Consider the following 16,691-nt stretch of genomic DNA (forward strand, 5'->3'; position numbering starts at 1 on the left):
CAGGGGACGGACGGCGCGGACCGAAGTCTAGCAGGGCGCGGGCGGCGACGGCCACCGCCGCGGCGGACCGACCCTCACACCGCGGCGCGGCGAGGGGCGCGGAGGCTGGCCGCCGAGACGCTCTGGTTCCGGCCGTGCCGCTTGGCGTGGTAGAGGCAGGCGTCGGCGCGCTCGATCAGCGCCGGCTTCTGCGCCCCGTCGTCGGGGAAGGTGGCGACCCCGAGCGACAGGGTCACCTTGAGGGGACCCTGCTCGGTCTCGAAGACGAGCTGCCCGACCTTCTCGCGGATGCGCTCGGCGATCACCATCGCGCCGCCCGTGTCGGTCTCGGGCATGACGATGGCGAACTCCTCGCCGCCGTAGCGGGCCACCACGTCGGTGCCGCGCGCGGCCCGCGCCAGCGTCCTCGCCACCCCGCGCAGCACCTGATCGCCCACCGGGTGGCCGTACGTGTCGTTCACCGACTTGAAGTGGTCGATGTCGCACAGCAAGAGCGACGTCCGCTTCCCGTACCGCTGCGCCTGGCCGAGGTGCGCGTCCAGCCGCTCCTGGAACGTCCGATGGTTCGTGAGGCCGGTGAGGCCGTCGGTGGTGGCGAGCCGCTCGGTCTGGTCGAACAGGCGCGCGCGGTCGATCGACTGGGCCGCGTGCATCGAGATCACGAGCAGTTGCTGGACGGCGTCGCGGCCGTACGCGCCGGCGCGCTTGGCGCCCAGCACGAGCGCGCCGATGGAGCGCTCGCCCACCTTGAGCGGGAAGATCTTGAGCGAGGCGAGGCCGCGCAGGCAGACCGCGCCGAACACCCGCGTCTTCGCGGGATCGAGCGCGTTCACCGGGAGCACGTCGTCGATCTTGATGGCCGAGGACACCAGGCAGCCGTCGCCCATGGCGAACTCGAGGTCGTCGAGGCCGGCCGCGCCGGTGCGATCGCCCTCCCCGCCCGCCACGCGCACCACGCGCACCCTGGACGGATCCACCTCGTCGCGCAGCGCCACCGCGGCGAAGTCCACCGTGACCATCTCCGACGCCACGCCCACCAGCGCGTCGTAGACCTCCGAGAGCTTCCGGGTGCGGTTCAGCCGCTCGATGGACCGGTAGAACCGGTCCACCTCCGCGCGCGTCTGGCGGACGTCCTTCATCAGCCGCTCGGCGCCGACCGCCCGCAGGATCTCGGCGGCCAGCGTGACGAGGAGCTTCTCCTCGGCCTCGGTGAACGGCGTCGGCTCCATCCGGTCCACCAGCACGACGCCGCGCACGTGGCCGCCGCGCGGGTCCACCAGCGGCGCGGCGAGCAGCGCCTTCGGCCGGGTGCCGTCCGCGTAGTAGCTGACCGCCTTCACCTCGCCGTGGAGCCGCACCGGGGAGCGGCGGCGCACCGCGCCGCCCAGCGGGCCTTCCCCGGCCGGCAGCGGCTCGCGGCCCACCGCCTCGCTGGGCGAGCGGCAGTCGAGCAGCGTGAGCGTCTTCTCGTCCTCGCTCAGCCAGAACAGCGCGCAGGTGTGACAGCGCAGGGCGGCCACCGCGACCTCCAGCGCCCCGCCCACCGCCGCCTCGATCTCGATCACCGCGCCCTCGCTCCAGCGGCGCTCGCGCTCGGCCGGATCCTGCGCGTCGTCCGGCGCCGCCACGCTCAGCCGGAACGCGCGCGCCAGGTGGTCGATCTCCTTCATGCGCCGCTCGATGGCGAGCCGCTCGTCGCGCCGGCTGGCGGCGACCTGCCCGGCCAGCACGGCGTAGTAGAGCACCGCGAACACGGTCACGAAGCCGGCGTGCACCACCGCCTCGGGCAGCTCCGCCACCCGCGCGCCGCGCCCGGCCCACAGCAGCGCCTCCAGCGTCACCGCGAGCGCCACCAGCCCGGCGCCGACGCCCGGGGCGAGGAACGCCACCAGGAACGCCATCACCAGGTAGACCACCGGCTGGAACGCCGACTCGGCGTGCCCGAAGCTCGCGCTCTGCGCCACCGCGTACGCCGCCACCACGAACAGCGAGCCCAGCTCGAGCTGCTCGCGGTAGCCCGCCTGCTCCCCCGCGGCCGCGCGCGCCACCCGGCGCCACACCAGCGCGCCGAGCGCGACCGCCAGGACCGCCATGGCGGCTACCTGACCCCAGCCCGCGGCGGACTCGAAGCCGCGCAGCGCCACCAGCGCGCCCACCGCCACCGTGACCAGCGCCGGCAGGCTGCGCAGGACGAAGCGCGCCGCCCGGCGACGGGCGATGGGGCCGGCCAGCCCCGCGTCGCCGAGCAGCAGCGCGTACGCGCGGATGAGCAGGGGCCGCGAGCGCTGCAGCGCCAGGCGGCGGCGCACCGTGGGCGTGGCGCCCACCGGCGCGCGCACCGGCGGCAGCGCGGGGAGCGGCTCGCTCACGGGGCCCCTCCGCGCTCGGCGCCCAGCCAGTAGACCCGCTCGCCCGGGCGGATGTACCGGAGCTCCTCGCGCACGGCGCGCTCCAGCGCGGCGGGCTCGGAGCGGAGCGCCCGGACCTCGCGCGCGAGGCGGGCGTTCTCGGCCGCCAGGCGCTCGTTCTCGGCGCGCATCTGGTCCACCTCGCCGGCGAGGCGCAGGTGCTTGCGGAGGCCGGACGGATCGGCGGCGGAGAGGGCCGCCAGCAAGGCGACGACCCCCACGTACACGCCCCACCTGCGTCCGCGCGTCACGGCCATTCGGCTGCCTCGCCGGGACCGTAGCAGCCGGAGGGGACCCGTCCAGAAATCGGCCGATGTCTGGACGCCGCGCGGGTGGGCGGGTGTGGGGCGCCGGCGGCTCCGACGGCGGGGCGAGGGCGCAGCCGGGCGCAGCCCTCGTTCTACCTGGTATGCACCGTCACGAACGCGGAGAGGCCGGCGCGCAGGGGAAGATCGGCCGGCACCGCGTCCCAGGCGATCCGCACCGGCACGCGCTCGACCACCTTGACGAAGTTCCCGGACGCGTTGTCCGGCGGCAGGAGCGCGAAGCGCGCGCCGGTCCCGCCGGAGATGCTCTCCACCTTGCCGTGGAGCGTGCGCCCGCCGTACGCGTCGATCTCCACGTCCACCGGCTGGCCGGGGCGGATCTCGCCGGTCTGCGTCTCCTTGAAGTTCGCGATCACGTAGGTCCGGTCGGGCACGAGCTGACCGAGGCTCTGGCCCGGTTGCACGATCTGCCCCACCCGCGCGGCCAGGCGCGAGACGCGGCCGGAGGCGGGCGCGCGCACCTCGGTGTAGGAGCGCTGCAGGCGCGCCAGGTCCACCGCGGCCTGCGCCGCCTTCACCCGGGCCCTGGCCAGCTCGCCGCTGGCCAGCGCGGCCGCGTACTGCGCCCGGTTCGCGCCGGCGCCGGCGCGGGCGGTGGCGCCGGCGATGCGCGTGGCGTCGTAGCGCTCGGCCGCGATGGCGTCGCCAGCCTTCAGCTCCTCGGCGCGGCGCAGGTCGAGCGCCGCCTTCTCCGACTCGGCCTCCGCGCGCGTCACCCCGGCGCGCGCGACCGACACCTGCGCCTCCGCGGCCGCCGCCTGCGCCTGGGCCGTCGCCAGCTCGGCCTCGGCCTGGCGGACGCGCACCTCGTAGTCGGCCGGGTCGACGCGCACGAGCGGCTGGCCCTGCCGCACCTGGGCGTTGTCCGCGACCAGCACCTCGGCCACCGGGCCGGCCACCCGCGGCGCGATGGCGACGACGTCGGCCTCCACCTGCGCGTCGTCGGTGCTCTCCTCGCCGCGGGTGAGGAGCGCGTGCGCGCCGAGCGCGATCGCGACGAGCAGCGCGGCCAGGACGGCGCCCACGAGCACGCGGCGCCGGCCGCCCGGACGCGCCGGGGCGGCCGCCGGCGCGGGGGAGCTCGGGACCTCGTGGAGCCTGGGATCGGCGGGAGGGGTCATGGTCACATCTCCATCTCGACGTGGACCTTCTCGCGCGGTCCGTGCCGGTTCACCTTGAGGAAGTAGAGGAGCGGGAGCACGCACAGGAACAGGACGCCGGTGACGAACAGCACGTGCTCGAAGGCGATCACCATCGACTGCTTGCGCACGATGCCGTCCAGCGCCCGGAGCGCGGCCTCGCGGGCGGAGACCGGGTCGAAGCCCCGCTGCGCGAAGAACGCCGCCAGCTGCCCGAGCCGGTCCTGCACCTCCGGCCGCTCGGGCCCGAGGTGGCTCGCGACCGCGGCCCGGGCGTGGACGCCGGCGCGGTCGAGCAGCGTCGCGAAGATGGCGAGGCCCATCGACGCGCCCACCTGGCGCAGCAGCGAGTTCAGCCCGGTCGCGTCCGCCAGCCGGGCGCGCGGCACGTTGGAGAGCGCGGCGGTGGTGAGCGGCACGAACAGGAAGCTGAAGCCCACCCCCTGGATCAGGATCGCGTGGACGATGCCGGAGGAGGTGCTCTCCAGCGTGATGCGCGAGACGTCGAAGGAGCCGAGCGACACCAGCACCACGCCGATGGCGACCAGCAGCCGCGGCGACACGCGCGAGTAGAGCCGGCCGACGATGGGCGTGACCAGCATCATCACCAGCACGCGCGGCATGAGCGCGAGGCCGGACTGCATGGCGGTGAAGCCGAGCAGCTCCTGCATGAACAGCGGCAGCAGGAACATGCTCGCCATCAGGATCGCGAACATGACGGCGCCGATGACCGTGCCGGAGGTGAACACCGCGTCGCCGAACAGCCGCAGGTTCACCGCGGGCACCTTCGCCACCAGCTCGCGCCAGACGAACAGCGCCAGCGCGACGGCGGCCACCGCCGCCACCGCGGTGATGGTGCGCGACTCGAACCAGTCGTCCCGCTGCCCCTCCTCGAGGAAGTACTGGAGCGTCGCGAGCCCGACCGCGAGGAGCGCGATGCCGAGCCAGTCCATGTTCCGCCGCTGCTCGGCCGCCGCGGCCGCGTTCGCGGCGCGGATGTCCTCCGGCTCGTGCACGAAGCGCCACACCATGAACAGGCCCAGCGCGCCCACCGGCAGGTTGATGAAGAAGATCCAGGACCAGTGGAAGTTGTCCACGATGTAGCCGCCCAGGGTCGGGCCGACGGCGGGGCCCACCATCACCGCCATCGCGAACAGCGCCATGGCCATGCCCTGCTCCTTGGGCGGGAAGGTCTGGCGCAGGATGGCCTGCTCGGTGGGCTGCAGCGCGCCCGCGCCGAGCCCCTGGATGGCGCGGAAGGCCACCACCTGGCCGAGGCTGGAGGCCAGGCCGCAGAGCGCCGAGCCGACCACGAACACGAGCAGGCTCGCCATGTAGACGCGCTTCTGCCCGAACAGGCGGCCCAGGAACGCGGTCAGCGGCATCACGATCACCGTGGCGATGGCGAAGCCGGTGGTGATCCAGGTGATCTCCTGCACGGTCGCGCCGACCGCGCCGCGGATCTGCGGGAGCGCCACGTTCACGATGGACGCGTCGATTGCGCCCATGAGCGTGCCGAAGGTGACCGACACGGTCACCAGCCACTTGTTGGTGGGCGCGCGCGCGGCGCTCACCGCCCCGCCCCGCGCAGGAACGCGTCGAGCGCCGCGTCCACGAAGCCGTCCCAGCTGCCCTGCCGTTCCAGCGTGCGCACCACCAGCGCCCGGGTGATCCCCAGGAACGCGACCGCGTGGACGCCATGCCCGTCCGGGCGGAGCTCGCCCGCGCGCACGCCACGCCGGACGATCGCCTCCGCGCGCCGGGTCAGCTCGGCGTTCAGCGTCGCGGGGGGACGGGCCCGCGCCGGCCCCTCCCCGGACTGCGCCAGCACGGCCAGGAACGGGCCCCGGGCGCGGGCGTGGTCGCGCACGCCCTCCAGGAACGCGCGGAGCTGCTCGGCCGCGGGGCGGCCCTGCGCCGCCGCGACCGCCGCATCGACCCGCGCCAGGAGCGCCTCGCGCCCGTCCCGGCACAGCGCCTCGACCAGCGCCTCGCGGTCGGCGAAGTGGTTGTACAGCGTGCCCACGGCCACGCCGGCGGCGGCGGCGATCCGCTCCATCCGCGCCGCGTGCAGCCCCTCCTCCCCGAACACCCGCTCGGCCGCGGCGAGGATGGCCCGGGCGGTCTCCTCGCGGAGCCGCTCGCGCAGGCGGGGGACCTCTTGTGAACGCGTGTTCATGATGCTGAATCCAGATTCATCACGTGAACGTCGATGTAGACATCCTGCCGCACGCGGTCAAGCGTCGCGGGCTGGAGGCCGGCGCGGTGGCAGGCGGACAGGCGCGCGGATATGCCCTGGCATCCGTGCTCGCCCTCCCCGCCCTCCCCGCCCTGCTCGCCCTCCTCGCGCTCGCGCCTCCCCCGGAGGGCGAGCTCCGCGAGTCGCGCCCGGGGATGGGAACCCTGCTCACGGTCGCGGTGGTGGCGCCACCGGAGCGCGCCCGCGCCGGCATCGACGCCGCGTTCGCGGTGTTCGACCGGGTCGACCGGGTGATGAACGAGTGGCGGCCCGACTCGCCGCTGTCGCGGCTGAACGCCCGCGCCGGGCGGGGCTGGGTGGCCCTGCCCGCGGATCTGTGCGAGGTGCTCCGGATCGCCCGGCGGGGCGCCCGCGAGACCGGTGGCCTGTTCGATCCCACCTGGGCGGCCGTCTCGGACCTCTGGCGCTTCGACGGCACCGAGCAGGCGCCCCCGCCCGACGAGGCGGTGCGGGCGCGGTGTGCGCTCGTCGGCTGGCGCGGGCTCGAGCTGCGCGCGCGCCGCGGCGACGCGGGGTGCGAGGCGCGCCTCGTGCGCGCCGGGATGAAGGTGGGCCTCGGCGGGCTGGCGAAGGGCTGGGCGGTGGACCACGCCGCCCGGCGCCTCCGCGCGCTCGGGCTCCGGAACTTCCTGCTCCAGGCGGGCGGGGACCTGTACGCCGCGGGGCGGCGCGGCGGCGCGCCGTGGCACGTCGCGATCCGGGACCCGCGCGGCGGCCCGCTCGACGCGATGGCCGCACTCGACGTCTCCGACCGCGCCTTCTCCACCAGCGGCGACTACGAGCACGCCTTCGAGGCGGGCGGGAAGCGCTACCACCACCTCATCGATCCGCGCACCTGCCGGCCCTCGCCGGCCAGCCGCGCGGTCACGGTGCTGGCTCGCACCGCCGTGGAGGCCGAGATCCTGGGCAAGGCGGCGTTCCTGGAGGGCGGCGAGGCCGGGCTGGCGCGCGTCGAGGCGGCCGGGGCCGCGGCGATCCTGGTGGGCGGCGATGGCGCGGTGCGCGTCTCGCCGGCGCTCGCCGGCCGGCTGGTGCGCGCGCCGCGCTGACGCACCGTCCATCTCACCGTCAATCGCGCCGCGGCGCCCCGGGCACCCGCTGCGGGCTCGCGCCGTCCGCGGCCGCGGCGCGGCGCACGTGCGCCTCGGCCCGCTCCGGCAGGAACAGGCCCACCAGCAGCACGGCCCAGGCGACGAGCGCCGCCTCGAGCCCCACGAACGCGCCGATCTTCACCCAGGCCAGCCACGGCGCCACGAACCGCACGCCCAGCCCCGCCAGCGCGCCGGCGAGCGCGCAGCCGAAGGAGAGCCGCACCAGCGCCGCGTAGGCGCGCGGGCGGAGCGCGCGGGTGAACGCGACCAGGTGCGCCACCGCGAACAGCACCAGCGGGACGGCGACGAGGTGCGGGACGGCGACCTCGAGGATGCCGCCGAGCGTCCGCGGGGCCGCGAAGCGCGCCTCCGACCCCAGGTAGAACTCCTGCACCCGCGCCGCCGTCGTCCCGAGCTTCAGCACGAACAGCACCGCCCCGCTCGCCGCCGAGACGAGCAGGAGCGCCGCGAACGCGAGGGCGGGCGCGCGGAACGGCGCGAGGCGCGGATCACGCACCGGCGCGCCTCCCCGGCCGCCCGTAGGTGGCCGCGACCAGCGCGAGGAGCGCCCCCAGCGATCCCAGCGCGGCGACCGACGTCGCGACCCGCAGCCCGCCGGCGCCCCCGAGCCGCACGACTGCGAACGGCGCGAACAGGTCGGCGAGCGCGGCGGCGAACGCGAGCCCCACCAGCGCCGAGCGCAGCCGCGCCGGCACCGGGCACACCGCCAGGAGCGACCCGGCCATGAGGAGCACGAAGCCGTAGAGGAACGCGCCGACGTGCACCTCCTCCCAGAGCGCCGCCGCGGGGAGCGGGTCGCCGCCGGCCAGGTACTGGTCGAGCACGCCCGCGGGGGTGAAGCCTCCCGCGGCCGCGCGCTGGACCGCGACGCCGGCCAGCGCCAGCGCCGCGAAGACCAGGAAGGCGCGCACCGGCGGGCGGGCCCGCGCCAGCGCGTCGGGGGTGGGCTGGACGAGGAACCTCACGGCCGCCCCCCCGCGGCCTCGCGCAACGCCTGGAGCAGCCAGCGCGACTGCTCGGCGATGCCGCGCGCCGAGAGCGTGGCGCCGGTGATGGGCGCGAGGTCGTCGCCCACCGCCAGCCGGTCCGCGGGGCCCTTGCCCTCGAGCTGCCGCAGCCAGCGCTCCGGCGGCCGGTACTCCTGCGGCTCGAGGAACGCGAGCACCGTCACCTTGCGGATGCGCCCGTCCGGCTCGAACGCGAGGAGCAGCGTCTCGCGCTTGGTCCGGACCACGTGGCTGTGGATCACCGCGTGGCCGAGCACCTCGCCGCCGCGGCGGGCGGTGTAGAACGTCACCAGCCGCTCCTTCACCCGGGCCCGGGCGAGCCGCTCGATGCGCTGGACCATGTCGTCGGTCAGCAGCACGTCACGGATCTCCACCCGCTCGGTGCCCGGGAACGCGGACCGGACCACCGCCTCGTCCTTCGCCGGGGCCGATCCCGCGGCATCGGCGGCGGCCCCGCCGGCGGCGAGCGCCGCGGCGGTGGCCAGCCCGATGAGCAGCGCGCGCGCCATGGCCGCCCCCTAGAACACGAAGCCGGCGCCGACGTTCACCTGGTCGGTGGCCGAGCCGGCCTTCGGGTCGCGCCGCTGCCAGTCCGCCTTCAGCACCACCGTGGGGATGGGCTTGAACGTGAGGCCCGCGGTCACGGCGGTGCGATCGAGGCCGGGATTGCGAACGCCGCCCGCCGGCACGCGGTCGTGCAGGTCGTAGCGCTCCACCCGGACGAACGGCGACAGCGAGGCGGCGCCGCCCGGCGCGACCTGCGTCATGACGTCGTAGGCGACCTCGGCGTAGCCGCCCTTCACCCCCGAGCCGAGGACCTCCTCGCCCGCGAGCCCGAGCTGCTCGGACACCTGCGCGGCGTCCCCGAGCCGGCCGACGACGCCCAGCACCCGGGCGCTCGCGCCGCGCCAGGCCGCCTGCGCGTGCAGCTCGGCCAGGGTCACGTCGGCGCGGATGGCCTCGCCGGTGGCGGTGCGCTCGCGCTGGTCGGCGCGCCCGCGGTAGACCGACCCACCCACGGTGGCGGGCCCGGCGGCGTAGTCGAGCGCGAGCACGCCCGCGCCGGTGGCCGCGCGCGACTCGGCGCCGCCGCTCCGCGACTGGCGGATCCACGAGTCCGCCTCGGGCGTCTCCTCGCCCCCGCGGAACAGGTCGAGCCCGGTGAGCAGGTATGCCTTGTAGCGGAGCCCGGCCACCTCGCCGTGCACGCCCACGCCGTTCTCGCTCCAGGTGGTCGGGATGATCAGGCGCTCCACGTCGGGGCGGAACACGCCGTTGAAGAAGGCCGGCTCGTGCATCTCGTTCACGAAGCCCATGGGGACGAGCACGTTCCCGACCCGGAGGCGCACCGCGTCGGAGAGCAGGAAGTCGAGGTAGGCGAACTCGACGCCCACCTCGTGGCCGGCGTGCTCGAACTCGATCTCCGAGTTGAAGACGATGCGCTCGTCGAAGCGGTAGCCGACGTACAGCACCGCGCGGAGCAGGTCGCTCTGGTCGCCGGTGGGACCGTCGGTCATGTTCCGGTAGGTCAGCTCGCCGTACCCGCCGATGGAGAGCCCCTTGGGCGCGAAGTAGACCTTGGACGCGGCCGGGCCCATGCCGCCGTACGACTGGTACTCGACGTCGCGCAGCCCCAGCTCGAGCTTCAGGCGGCGCACCTCCTCCGCGAGCGTGCGGACCTGGGCCTGCGTGGCGGGGGCGTCGTCGTCCTTCGCGGCCGCGCCAGCCTTCTCGCCGCCGGACGCGGGCTGCGTGGACACCGCGGGCGGCGGCGCCGGGGCCGCGGCGGGCTCGGCCGCGCGCGCGGCGGGGGTGGCGAGGGACAGGGCGAGGAGCAGGGTGCTGGTCGTGATGTTGATTGTCATTCTCATCTTGGGCCCGCGCAGGAGCCCGCCTCCGGTGTGGCTTCCGGGTGGACTGCGATGGCCGGGGCGCTACCGCGCCTCGACCGGCTTCACGTAGATCTCGCCCGCGATCTCCGGATCGAGGGCGATGGTGGTCTCGCCGACCTCGATGACGTACGAGGGCGAGCGCTGGTGCAGGCGGAGCGTCGAGCCGGGGATCACCCCCAGCGCGGCGAGCCGGTCCATGCGGTCGTGGAACTTGGGCGCGATGAAGACGATCCGGCCGGTGGCGCCGAGGTCGAAGGCGGCGAGGCCGGTGACGAGCGGGCGCACCGTGCGCTGGAACGTGCCGCAGCACGGGCCCGGCGGGATGGGCTTGCCGTGCGGGCAGGTGGGCGGGTGGCCCAGCAGCGTGCAGACCGAGTCGGTGGCCTCGGGCGAGAGGATGTGCTCGAACTCGCAGGCCTGCTTCTCCATGGGCTCCTCGCCCAGATCGAGCAGGTCCCGGAACAGCCGCTCGGTGAGGCGGTGCCGCCGGACCACGTCCTGCGCCTGCCGCTCGCCCGCCTCGGTGAGCGCCACCCGCGTGCCGTCGAGGCGCAGCAACCCCTCGGCGGCGAGCGCCTCGAGGTCGGACGCGTCGGCGCCGGGCGCGTGATCCGGCGCGGCCTGCGCCAGGATGCCCGCGGCGGCGTCGCGGCCCGCCTCGCGCTCGGTGAAGACCGCCTCCAGGATCTCCTCGTTGCGGTGCGTGGTGCGGTGATTCACGGTGCGTGTCCCCTCTTCTCCTTCAGGCGATCGAACAGCTTGCGCAGGCCGCCGGCGACCCCGGACTCCTGCGGGAACGAGTAGCCGCAGGACGGGCAGCAGATCACCTTGCAGCCCTTCGCCATCGGGCAGCTCGGGCGGCAGCCCTGCCCCTCCGCGTCGAACTCGGTCCCGCACAGCGGGCACCGCTCGCTCCTCGAGACCACGGCCGGCACGCGCGCTCCTCTCAGTGCACCAGGCGCATCAGCTGGTTGACCGCCGCACCCACGCCGAACGCGAACGGGACGATGAAGCCCATGATGGCGAGGCCGGTCTTCCAGCCCCGCTCCTTCAGGATCATGAAGAAGTTCGCGATGCACGGGACGAACAGCGTGATCGTCACCAGCGCCACCACCACCTGGATCTCCATGCTCCAGGTCATGGTGCCGGCCTGCATGTACGGCTGGAAGTGGCGGAACAGCCCGGCCGCGGCGTAGTCGCGCCGCAGGAAGCCGAGGATGAACGCGGTGGCGGCCTCGGGGGGCAGGTCGAGCATGCCGACCACCACCGGCGCCGCGGCCCGCTCCAGCACCGCCAGGCCGTGGAACCGATCCAGCACCCACAGGATCAGCGTCCCGAGCACGAACAGCGGCAGCGCCTCGCGCAGGTACCACTCGATGCGCGCCGAGGTCTTCACCGCGATGTTCGAGGCCTGCGGGAGCCGGAGCGGCGGCAGCTCCAGGATGAAGTCCGAGCCGCGCCCGGGCAGCACCTTGGCCGCGAGCCAGCCCACCAGGAAGATGACGAGCAGCAGCGTCCCGACGAACCAGGCGGTGGCCCCGGCGGAGAGGCCGGCGGTCATGGCCAGGATGACCGCCATCTGCGCGGAGCACGGCACCGCCAGCGCCAGCAGCAGCGTGACGATCACCCGCTCCTTCCGCGTCTCCATGATGCGCGCGGTCATGGTGGCCATGGTGTCGCAGCCGAGCCCCAGCACCATCGGCAGCACGGCCTTGCCGTTCAGGCCCATCCGCTTGAAGACCTTGTTCACCATCACCGCGAGCCGCGGCAGGTACCCGGAGTCCTCGAGGATGCTGAACGCGATGAAGAACGTGGTGACGATGGGCAGGACGATGGCGACGCCGTACGAGAGCCCCATCGACACCAGGCCGTACTTGCCGATGAGGAACCCGCTGTGCTCCAGCGGCGGCACGCCCGGCGGCCCGACCAGGAACGTCTGCACCGCGCCGGCCGGGACGATCCAGCGCACCAGGTGGTCGGTCCAGGGGATCAGGTACTCGTGGAAGACGGTGTTCTCGAGGAAGTCCACCGCCGTGCCGGCGCCGAAGTCGCCCACGAACAGGTAGGCGACCGCGAGCACCACCGCGAGGATGGGCAGGCCCCACAGCGGGTGCGTGGACCAGGCGCCGAGCCGGCGGGCGAAGCCGCTCGCGGCCGAGGCGTCGCCCTTCGTGAGCACCGCGTCGTGCAGCCGATCGACCGCGGCCAGGCGCTGCCGGGCGATCACGAAGCGCAGCGACTCCGGGTAGCGCGCCGCCAGCGCCCGGCGCGTCTCGTCGATCCGCGCCAGCTCGACGGCCGAGAGCTTGCCGGCGACGTGCGCGCGGAGCGAGTCGTCGCCCACCAGCGCCATCACCGCCAGCGCGCGCGGGCCGATGCCGCCGCGGGGCATGGACGGCTGGACGCGGGCGATGGCGGCCTCGATGGCGGCGTCGTAGGTCGGCCGCCACGGCGACGGCCGGGCCGAGGCGAGCCGGGCCTGGAGGGTGGCGAGGCCCTTGCGCTGCACCGCCACCGTCCGCACCACGTCGATCTGCAGCGCCTTCGAGAGGGCCGCCTCGTCGATGCGGATGCCGCGCCCCTCGGCCTCGTCGGCCATGTTGAGCGCCAGCGCGAACGGGATCTCCGCCTCGGCGAGCTGCGCCGAGAGGAGCAGGCCGCGCCGGAGGTTCTTCGCGTCGCAGACCTGCAGGCAGACGTAGTCGCGCTCCACCAGCAGGATGTCGCGCGTCACCTGCTCGTCCTCGGACATCGGGAGCAGGTTGTTCGTCCCCGGCGTGTCCATCACGTGCCAGGGCCGGCCCTCGATGGTGGCCGAGCCGCGGGTCACCTCGACGGTGGTGCCGGGGTAGTTGGAGACGGTGACGTACTTGCCGGTGAGCGCGCCGAACAGCACGCTCTTGCCGACGTTCGGGTTGCCGACCAGGATCACGGACCGCGCGGCCGAGACCACCTGCTTGCGATCGAGGTCGGCCTCGTGGCGCGCGGCGGCCTCCGGGGGAGGAGGCGTCACGGGCGCGCCTCCGGGCGGGCGCGGCCCGGCGGGCGGCACCGGGCGCAGCGGCCGTACAGCTCGAGGCGGTGGCTCTCGACCTCGAAGCCGTGGCGGCGCGCCACCACCTCCTGCAGGCTCTCGATCCGCTCGTTCGCGAACTCGATGATCTCGCCGCAGGCGGTGCAGATCAGGTGATCGTGGTGATCGCGCCCGGCCGACGCCTCGTAGCGCGTCTGCCCGTCGCCGAACTGCCGCGCCACCGCCAGGCCGCACTCGGCCAGCAGCTTCATGGTGCGGTACACGGTGGCGACGCTGACCCGCGGGTCGTCCCGCCGCACGCGCGCGACCAGCTGCTCGACGGTGACGTGGCCACCCATGGCGAAGAACGACTGGGCGATGCGCTCGCGCTGCCGCGACTGCTTGAGGCCGCGCTCCTGGATGTACGCGGCGAGCGTGGCCGTGGGACCGGACACCTGCGCCGACCCGCTGCCCTCCCGCGGCCTGCTCGAGCCCTTCATCCTGTCGTCCCGTTCGGTGTTCATGTTGATAATGGTTCTCAATATCAGACCACGGCACCGGACACAAGCCCCAGACCGTGTGCCTGCTCCGGTCCGCGCCTAGCGCCGGATCAGCCCCCGCGCGCGCCAGAACGCCCGCCAGCGCGCCGGCGCGTCCGGGCCGTCCCCGCCGGCGTCCTCGCCCGCCAGCGCCGCGAGGCTGGCGCGCGCCTGCCGCCGCACCTCCGGCACCGGATCCGCCGCCAGCTCCACCAGCCCCGGCACCAGGCGCTCGGAGACCTCGCGCGGGCGGTGCCGTGCCAGCTCCGCCGCCATGGCCCGGGCGTCCGGGTCGGCCGAGGCGAGCGCGCGGGCCAGGTCCACCGGCGCGTCCGGCGTCGCCTGCCCGCGCTCCAGCGCGATCCCGGCGATGACCGCGACCATCAGCACCATCAGTCCCAGCTGCACCAGGGCCTTGCCGGCCGGGTACCGGCCGGCGCGGACCAGCGCGAAGCGGTAGGTGGCGTAGCCGGCGATGAACACCGCCACGAGCGCGGGCGGGATGGCGAGGGTGGCGCGCGGCCAGTGCCCGGCCGCGACCGCGCGCTGCAGCTCGGGGAGGCCCGCCAGCGTGAGGGCGGCGGCGGCGAGCAGCAGCGCGTAGAGGATCCACCGGAGGGCGCGCACGAACGCCGGGACGCGCGCGCCGTTCGGCGCAGCAGGTGACATGCGCCGGAGTGAACCACGCGGACGTGCCCCCGGCAACGTGATCCTTGACTCCGGAGGCCCCGTCGGCAACGTTCCGCGTCGCGATGGCCGACCTCGACGACGAGCTGCTGGAGCGGGTGGCGCGCTGGTGCGCGGAGGCCGGGCGGCAGGCGCGCCCGGCGGAGATCCGCCGTGCGCTGGGCGCGCTGAGCTGGGACGAGCTGCTCATGGTGAAGGCGCTGCTCGCCGACCCGCCCCCCGCGCGGCCGCTGGGGCCGCAGGCCCTCGCGGACCTGGCCCGGGGGACCCCCGCCGACGTCGCGGCGGAGCGCGACCGCGGCGGGATGTACCGGCGCGACGAGGAGCCGCCGGCCAGCGCGCCCGCCGGTGCGGCGCCCGGCCGCGCGCCCGCGGCGACCGCGCGCCGCAAGGGCGCCGCGAAGAAGGCGAAGCTGGTGGTGCGCCGCGCGCGCGATCGCGCCGCCGAGCCCGAGGCCACCCCCGCCCCTGCCCTGCCGCTCCTCGACGAGCTGCAGCTCCCGGCCGGCCGCGGCGAGCTGGAGCGGCTGGTGCGCCGCCACGGGGCGCGGCGTCACGCCATCGTCGGAGCCCTCGCCGCCGGATGGCGGAGGGCCGATGGCGCGCCGGTGGATGACGCCGACCTCGGCGCCCTGCTCGACCTTCACGGCATGGCGCACGCGTTCGCCCGCCGCGAGCGGGACGAGCTGCTCCACGCGGTCCGCGCCGCCGGCGGCGTGCTCGCCCGCGCCGCCGAGCGCCTCGGCCTCGACGCGGCCGGGCTGCGCACCGCCCTGGCGCGCGCCGGCGCGGAGCGCGAGGCGGAGCGCGTGCGCGACGAGCGCCGCGCCGAGCTGCGCGCCCGGGCCACGCTCACCGAGCGCGTGCGCCTGCTGCTCGCCGACGAGCCGCGGCTCGCCGACCTCGGCCTGCTGCCCGAGTTCGAGGCCGACCTGCGCGCCCGGCTTCCGGAGCACCTGCGCGCGCTGCGCGCCTCGGGCGGACCGCTCCGGTCCGCGCTCGGCGCCAGCCTCTCGCTGGATCGCGCCGGGGTGGACGCCCTGGGGGCGCGCCTCGGTCTCGAGCTCGGACCGGCCGGCGACGCGTCGGCGCCCGAGTGGCCCGGTCGCCGCTTCGCCCGACCCGAGCGCGCCGACCGCGCGCCGCGCGGGGCCAGCGGTGAGCGACCCCCGCGCCGCCGTACGCCCGGCACCGGCCGCCCGCCGGAGCGCGGCGGGCGGCCGCCCCGGACCGGCGACCGCCCCGCTCGCACCGGCGCCGGACGCCCGGCGGGTCCGCAGCCCTGGCGCCCGCGGACCCCGGATCGCCGCGGCGCCGGACCTGGTCCCGGCCCCGCGCGCCCCGGCGCAGGCGGCGGCGAGGGCTCGCCAGCGGCCGGCGCGAGCCCCCGCCCTGCCCGCTCCGGTCCCGGCCGGCCTGGTGGCTTCGCACGCCCCGGTGGCCCCGGCCGGCCCGGCGGCTTCGGCCGGCCTACCGGCCCCGGCCGGCCCGGTGGCACCGGCCGGCCCGGTGGCTTCGCACGCCCCGGTGGCCCCGGCCGGCCCGGCGGCTTCGGCCGGCCTACCGGCTCCGGCCGGGCCGGCGACTCCGGCCGGCCCGGTGGCCCCGGCCGGCCCGGTGGCTTCGGCCGGCCCGGTGGCTTCGGCCGGCCCGGTGGCCCCGGCCGGCCCGGTGGCTCCGGCAGGCCCGGTGGCTCCGGCAGGCCCGGTGCCTCCGGCCGGCCCGGTGGCCCCGGCCGGCCTGGTGGCCCCGGCCGGCCCGGCGGCTTCGGCCGGCCTACCGGCCCCGGCCGGCCTTCGGGTTCCGGCCGGCCCGGTGGGCCCGCCCGGCCCGGACCCCGCAAGCCGGGCGCCGGCACCTCCCGGCCCCCTCGCGGCCCGCGCCCCGGCGGGCGGCACGGCCGGTGACGCTTTGACCGGCGCCGCTCGGCGCCGCTAGGATCCCGGCGTGCCCATCTACGAGTTCGTCTGCGAGGCGTGCGGCCGGATCACCGAGGTGATGCAGAAGATGTCGGACCCGGCGCCCGCCGCCTGCCCGGAGTGCGGCGCCGGCAAGCTGGCCCGCCTGGTCTCGCGCACCACGTTCCAGCTCAAGGGCGGCGGCTGGTACTCCGATCTGTACGCGTCGGCGAAGTCGAAGCCGGCGCCCGCCGGCCAGGCGGCACCCGCCGGCGACGGCGGCGCGGCCCCGGCGGCGGCCCCGGCCAAGGCGGCGCCTTCCGCGACGCCCGCAGCACCCGCGGCCCCCGGTGCGGGCAAGGGCGGCGCGACGTCCTGAGCCGGCGCGCGCCGGGGATTCACGTTCCGTG

The 16,691-nt window shown here is 76.1% G+C and carries 17 protein-coding genes; 3 read left to right on the plus strand and 14 right to left on the minus strand.

The window, feature by feature from the left end; genetic code table 11:
* Positions 1–74: 74 nt before the first annotated feature.
* The 5 genes from A2CP1_RS11960 to A2CP1_RS11980 all read right to left on the minus strand — a co-directional run bounded on the left by A2CP1_RS11960 (position 75) and on the right by A2CP1_RS11980 (position 6,052).
* Positions 75–2,369 (minus strand): sensor domain-containing diguanylate cyclase, encoded by a 2,295-nt coding sequence (locus tag A2CP1_RS11960; protein ID WP_012633527.1) that lies wholly within the window; start codon positions 2,367–2,369, stop codon positions 75–77.
* Positions 2,366–2,665: an FtsB family cell division protein gene (locus A2CP1_RS11965; RefSeq protein ID WP_012526309.1), complete on the minus strand. Its 300-nt coding sequence runs from the start codon at positions 2,663–2,665 to the stop codon at positions 2,366–2,368. The genes A2CP1_RS11960 and A2CP1_RS11965 overlap by 4 nt, the downstream gene beginning before the upstream one ends.
* Positions 2,666–2,808: 143 nt before the next feature.
* Positions 2,809–3,855, minus strand: coding sequence for an HlyD family secretion protein (locus tag A2CP1_RS11970; RefSeq protein ID WP_012633528.1), 1,047 nt, complete (start codon positions 3,853–3,855; stop codon positions 2,809–2,811).
* A 2-nt stretch (positions 3,856–3,857) separates the two neighbouring features.
* A complete protein-coding gene (locus A2CP1_RS11975; RefSeq protein ID WP_012633529.1) occupies positions 3,858–5,447 on the minus strand; it encodes a DHA2 family efflux MFS transporter permease subunit in 1,590 nt (529 codons plus the stop codon).
* Positions 5,444–6,052 carry a TetR/AcrR family transcriptional regulator gene (locus A2CP1_RS11980; RefSeq protein WP_012633530.1) on the minus strand — a complete coding sequence of 203 codons (609 nt, stop codon included), beginning with the start codon at positions 6,050–6,052 and terminating at the stop codon, positions 5,444–5,446. Before A2CP1_RS11980 ends, A2CP1_RS11975 begins: the two co-directional genes overlap by 4 nt.
* A gap of 125 nt (positions 6,053–6,177) precedes the next feature.
* Here A2CP1_RS11980 and A2CP1_RS11985 point away from each other — a divergent pair, with 125 nt between their 5' ends.
* Complete coding sequence (locus A2CP1_RS11985) at positions 6,178–7,182, plus strand: FAD:protein FMN transferase (RefSeq protein ID WP_245529768.1); 1,005 nt, start codon at positions 6,178–6,180, stop codon at positions 7,180–7,182.
* Between the two features lie 19 nt (positions 7,183–7,201).
* Here the strand turns inward: A2CP1_RS11985 and A2CP1_RS11990 are convergent, their stop codons facing one another.
* The 9 genes from A2CP1_RS11990 to A2CP1_RS12030 form a co-directional block, all read right to left on the minus strand.
* A complete protein-coding gene (locus A2CP1_RS11990) occupies positions 7,202–7,741 on the minus strand; it encodes a hypothetical protein (protein WP_012633532.1) in 540 nt (179 codons plus the stop codon).
* Complete coding sequence (locus A2CP1_RS11995; RefSeq protein WP_012526315.1) at positions 7,734–8,210, minus strand: hypothetical protein; 477 nt, start codon at positions 8,208–8,210, stop codon at positions 7,734–7,736. The genes A2CP1_RS11990 and A2CP1_RS11995 overlap by 8 nt, the downstream gene beginning before the upstream one ends.
* Positions 8,207–8,761, minus strand: a complete 555-nt coding sequence (locus A2CP1_RS12000; RefSeq protein WP_012633533.1) for an FMN-binding protein — start codon at positions 8,759–8,761, stop codon at positions 8,207–8,209. The genes A2CP1_RS11995 and A2CP1_RS12000 overlap by 4 nt, the downstream gene beginning before the upstream one ends.
* Before the next feature lie 9 nt (positions 8,762–8,770).
* Positions 8,771–10,117: a hypothetical protein gene (locus A2CP1_RS12005; RefSeq protein ID WP_150106342.1), complete on the minus strand. Its 1,347-nt coding sequence runs from the start codon at positions 10,115–10,117 to the stop codon at positions 8,771–8,773.
* A 69-nt stretch (positions 10,118–10,186) separates the two neighbouring features.
* Complete coding sequence (locus A2CP1_RS12010; RefSeq protein ID WP_012526318.1) at positions 10,187–10,864, minus strand: metal-dependent transcriptional regulator; 678 nt, start codon at positions 10,862–10,864, stop codon at positions 10,187–10,189.
* Complete coding sequence (locus A2CP1_RS12015) at positions 10,861–11,079, minus strand: hypothetical protein (protein WP_012526319.1); 219 nt, start codon at positions 11,077–11,079, stop codon at positions 10,861–10,863. The genes A2CP1_RS12010 and A2CP1_RS12015 overlap by 4 nt, the downstream gene beginning before the upstream one ends.
* A gap of 11 nt (positions 11,080–11,090) precedes the next feature.
* Positions 11,091–13,157 (minus strand): ferrous iron transport protein B, encoded by a 2,067-nt coding sequence (feoB, locus tag A2CP1_RS12020; protein ID WP_012633535.1) that lies wholly within the window; start codon positions 13,155–13,157, stop codon positions 11,091–11,093.
* Positions 13,154–13,657, minus strand: coding sequence for a Fur family transcriptional regulator (locus A2CP1_RS12025; protein ID WP_012526321.1), 504 nt, complete (start codon positions 13,655–13,657; stop codon positions 13,154–13,156). Before A2CP1_RS12025 ends, feoB begins: the two co-directional genes overlap by 4 nt.
* A 99-nt stretch (positions 13,658–13,756) precedes the next feature.
* Positions 13,757–14,365 carry a hypothetical protein gene (locus A2CP1_RS12030; RefSeq protein WP_012633536.1) on the minus strand — a complete coding sequence of 203 codons (609 nt, stop codon included), beginning with the start codon at positions 14,363–14,365 and terminating at the stop codon, positions 13,757–13,759.
* 83 nt (positions 14,366–14,448) lie between these two features.
* Here A2CP1_RS12030 and A2CP1_RS22820 point away from each other — a divergent pair, with 83 nt between their 5' ends.
* Both A2CP1_RS22820 and A2CP1_RS12040 read left to right on the plus strand, forming a co-directional pair.
* Positions 14,449–16,290, plus strand: coding sequence for a helix-turn-helix domain-containing protein (locus A2CP1_RS22820; protein WP_012633537.1), 1,842 nt, complete (start codon positions 14,449–14,451; stop codon positions 16,288–16,290).
* Between the two features lie 40 nt (positions 16,291–16,330).
* Positions 16,331–16,660, plus strand: a complete 330-nt coding sequence (locus tag A2CP1_RS12040) for an FmdB family zinc ribbon protein (RefSeq protein WP_012633538.1) — start codon at positions 16,331–16,333, stop codon at positions 16,658–16,660.
* Positions 16,661–16,691: the final 31 nt, after the last annotated feature.

It is taken from the genome of Anaeromyxobacter dehalogenans 2CP-1, assembly GCF_000022145.1.
Classification (GTDB): Bacteria; Myxococcota; Myxococcia; order Myxococcales; family Anaeromyxobacteraceae; genus Anaeromyxobacter; species Anaeromyxobacter dehalogenans.